Source organism: Moorena sp. SIO4E2, from assembly GCF_010671945.1.
Classification (GTDB): Bacteria; Cyanobacteriota; Cyanobacteriia; order Cyanobacteriales; family Coleofasciculaceae; genus Moorena; species Moorena producens.
This window is the reverse complement of record NZ_JAAHIE010000720.1, coordinates 1-3,160: the sequence shown is the minus strand read 5'-3', so window position 1 is coordinate 3,160 and position 3,160 is coordinate 1. Positions and strand designations below refer to the sequence as shown.

4 protein-coding genes are annotated in these 3,160 nt (G+C 43.0%); 2 read left to right on the top strand and 2 right to left on the bottom strand.

Annotated features, from left to right (window positions below):
- The coding region (locus F6K37_RS35995; protein WP_287255751.1) for a formylglycine-generating enzyme family protein at positions 1-841 on the top strand (841 nt) is incomplete at its 5' end.
- Positions 842-1,341: 500 nt separating this feature from the next.
- On the opposite strand, the gene F6K37_RS35990 is transcribed toward F6K37_RS35995, so the two are convergent.
- Both F6K37_RS35990 and F6K37_RS35985 read right to left on the bottom strand, forming a co-directional pair.
- A complete protein-coding gene (locus F6K37_RS35990) occupies positions 1,342-1,494 on the bottom strand; it encodes a hypothetical protein (protein ID WP_287255748.1) in 153 nt (50 codons plus the stop codon).
- Positions 1,495-1,512: 18 nt separating this feature from the next.
- A complete protein-coding gene (locus F6K37_RS35985; RefSeq protein ID WP_009149134.1) occupies positions 1,513-1,746 on the bottom strand; it encodes a hypothetical protein in 234 nt (77 codons plus the stop codon).
- A 274-nt stretch (positions 1,747-2,020) separates the two neighbouring features.
- Here F6K37_RS35985 and F6K37_RS35980 point away from each other — a divergent pair, with 274 nt between their 5' ends.
- The gene (locus F6K37_RS35980) at positions 2,021-2,923 is read left to right on the top strand and encodes an Rpn family recombination-promoting nuclease/putative transposase (protein ID WP_044494368.1); all 903 of its coding nucleotides are present in this window, start codon (positions 2,021-2,023) and stop codon (positions 2,921-2,923) included.
- Positions 2,924-3,160: the final 237 nt, after the last annotated feature.

Here is a 3,160-nt window from a genome sequence, read left to right as displayed (position 1 = left end):
GTTAAAGCAGTTTTCCTTTGAAGTAGTAACAGTTAACCGTAAAGGAGAAATAATCAAGCGAGAAAATAAACAAGCAAGTTATTTCACTCAAGATCTCGGGAATGGAGTAGACCTAGAGATGGTGTATATTCCAGCAGGACGCTTCTTAATGGGTTCCCCGAAAAGTGAGAAGGGGAGTAATGACAGTGAAAGACCTCAACACCAAGTAACCATTCAACCCTTCTTCCTAGGGAAATATCCGGTCACCCAGGCGCAATGGCGAGCTGTGGCCAAGCTTCCAAAAGTTAACCGGGACTTAAAGCCAGACCCCTCTCACTTTAAAGGAGACAATCGACCAGTAGAGCAAGTAAGCTGGGACGATGCGGTGGAATTTTGCGTACGCCTCTCTAAACATACAGGAACGGAATACAGATTACCGAGTGAAGCGGAATGGGAATACGCCTGTAGAGCAGGAACTACCACGCCATTCCATTATGGAGAGACCATAACCAGTACGTTAGCTAATTATCGTGCTTCCAATACTTATGCAGAGGAAGCAGAAGGGGAATATCGAGTAGAAACCACCGAAGTAGGATATTTTCCCCCCAATGGCTTTGGCTTATACGATATGCACGGCAATGTTTGGGAGTGGTGTGCGGATCCAACTCATGATAATTACAAAGGAGCTCCTAAAGATGGGAGTGTCTGGTTTAGCAACAATAATAATGATTATCAAATACGGGGCGGCTCATGGGACTTCAATCCTAGGGGCTGCCGTTCTGCCTCCCGCGACGACTATGACGCGCACGTGTACATCATCAGTATCGGTTTTCGCGTGGTTCGTGGTGTTGGGAGGAGCTAGCCCTTGGGCAAGTCAGAAGTCAGAAGTCAGAAGTCAAAAGTAAGCGATTACTTAACGTTTCGGAGTTTAGGAATTTCCTAATCTTACCTCGGTTTGCAATTCAATTAGGTACAAAATTCTGGGTTTTTAGGGAGCAGGGAGCAGGGAGCAGGGAGCAGGGAGCAGGTAAGAGGGAATAGGGATAAAATTCAGTGTACTTGATAGTTATGCAAAGCGCCGTAATGGGTAGTGCTGTACCAATAAAAAAAAATCGGTCAAGTTTTGGTTAACCCCAATCATTGACCGAATTCTATAGTGTAAGCCACCACAAGTACAGCGGAGCTCAACTCAAATTTAGATACTGTTGATCAACGAATACATTCGTCAGTGGTCAGTGGTCAGTGGTCAGCTTTGTGGCACAGGCTTCCAGCCTGTGACCTAACCCATAAGCTGATAACTGTTCGCGTAGCGTGCGCGTAGCGCATAAGCTGATAGCTGTTCGCGTAGCGTGCGCGTAGCGCTTAAGCTGATAGCTGTTCGCGTAGCGTGCGCGTAGCGCTTAAGCTAATAGCTGATAGCTTAAACATAACCGCCACAATTCCTAGCCGCCAGGGCGTCAAAACCCTGTCTTGATGCAGTCGCTCATGGGGGAAACCCCCAAGACCGCGCTGCATCGCTGGCAAAACCCTATCCTAGTCTACATAGAAATATCGAATCAAAAAGGTCATAACCTCACCAGGCTTTTCAGTAGGTTCTGGAGTGCTCCACTCGTCGGGATAAGCGTATTTCAGGCCATAGATGGCATTAATCGTATTCCGAACTTGTTCAGGAGAACCGATCAAAACGTACTTGACTTTCTTAGGTTTACGACCAGGGTTTTCAGGAGTCTGATTGTCATCGGAGTTAGGCGGAATGTTTTTAGTCATGATCAACAGTAGTTTTAAATGCTGTACATTATTAATATATAAATAAATTAATTAAATGTCAAGGGGTTTAGGATTTTTTTTTATTAGGAAAATTGAAAATAGCTATAATAGTAAATAGGGCATAAGTAAGATATTATTTTTGTAAGTGCGGGGATGGTATTCAGGGTGAATAATGTTAACAAAAAATTACCCAATTACAAAAGCAATTCCTTTTAATCCCTGCTTCCTACTCCCTACTCCCTGCTCCCTGCTCCCTATATCAACCTGTAAAACCATGAGATTCATCAGCCCAAAAACTGACTTTGCTTTCAAAAAAATCTTTGGCTCAGATCAGAGTAAAGATATTCTGATTTCCTTCCTCAATGCCATGATATACTCTGGTAATTCCGTCATCCAGGATTTAGAAATTATTGATCCCTATAGCGCCGGGGATGTAGTAGATTTAAAAGACACTTTTCTGGATGTTAAGGCAGTATTAGAAGATAAAACGACTGTCATCATTGAGATGCAACTCTGGAATGTGGAGGCTTTCGAGAAGCGAGTAGTTTATAACTTGTGCAAAACCTATGGGAATCAACTGAAATCGGGACAGGGGTATTTCGATTTAAATCCGGTTATTGCTTTAACTATCACAGATTTTAAGTTATTCCCCTCAAGCCAGAAAGTAATTAGCTGTTTTTACTTTCAAGAAGAAGAAGACCACTTGCCTTATCAGGAGAACGAATTAAAGTTGGTGTTTGTGGAACTACCCAAATTTACTAAGCAACTGGAAGAATTAGAAAGTGTGATAGATAAGTGGATATTTTTTATCAAAGAAGCGCCCAACTTAGAAATCATTCCTGACAAGCTCAGGGAAATACCACAGCTAGAACAAGCCTTAACCATAGCGAATCAAGCGGGGTTGAGTGTCTCAGAAGTGGAAAAACTCCGCAAACAGGAGATGGCCTTGGAGGACGCGCGACGTGCATGGAGTTTCGCGAAAAGGGAAGGACGAGAAGAAGGTAGACTAGAAGGCAGACTTGAAGGACGAGAAGAAGGAAGAATAGAAGGACGAGAACAAGGTAGACTTGAAGAAAAACAGCAGATTGTTAAACAGATGAAGGCCGCTGGGTTACCCCTGAATGATATTGCTCAATATACGGGGTTGACTATCGATGAAATTAATCAGTTGTCCTAACAGAGTAAGAAAACGTTAAAAAAAATACCAATTAAAGTAGGGTGGGCAAAGTAATATAATCATTAATACTCAACAAAACCAAACTGTTTTTGCCCACCCTACAAGCTCCCGACTTCTGACTTCTGCTATATCATTCGTTTCAAGCGCACCATAAAAAAACCATCCATCTGGTCTCGATAGGGCACAACTTTCAGCCAACCTTCCGGTGTTGAAAACCCCTTAAGAAACGAAAGAGTA

Coding starts and splice junctions, on each gene's coding strand:
- F6K37_RS35990 (WP_287255748.1), bottom strand. CDS start 1,494: ATGCAGCGCGGTCTTGGGGGTTTCCCCCATGAGCGACTGCATCAAGAC.
- F6K37_RS35985 (WP_009149134.1), bottom strand. CDS start 1,746: ATGACTAAAAACATTCCGCCTAACTCCGATGACAATCAGACTCCTGAA.
- F6K37_RS35980 (WP_044494368.1), top strand. CDS start 2,021: ATGAGATTCATCAGCCCAAAAACTGACTTTGCTTTCAAAAAAATCTTT.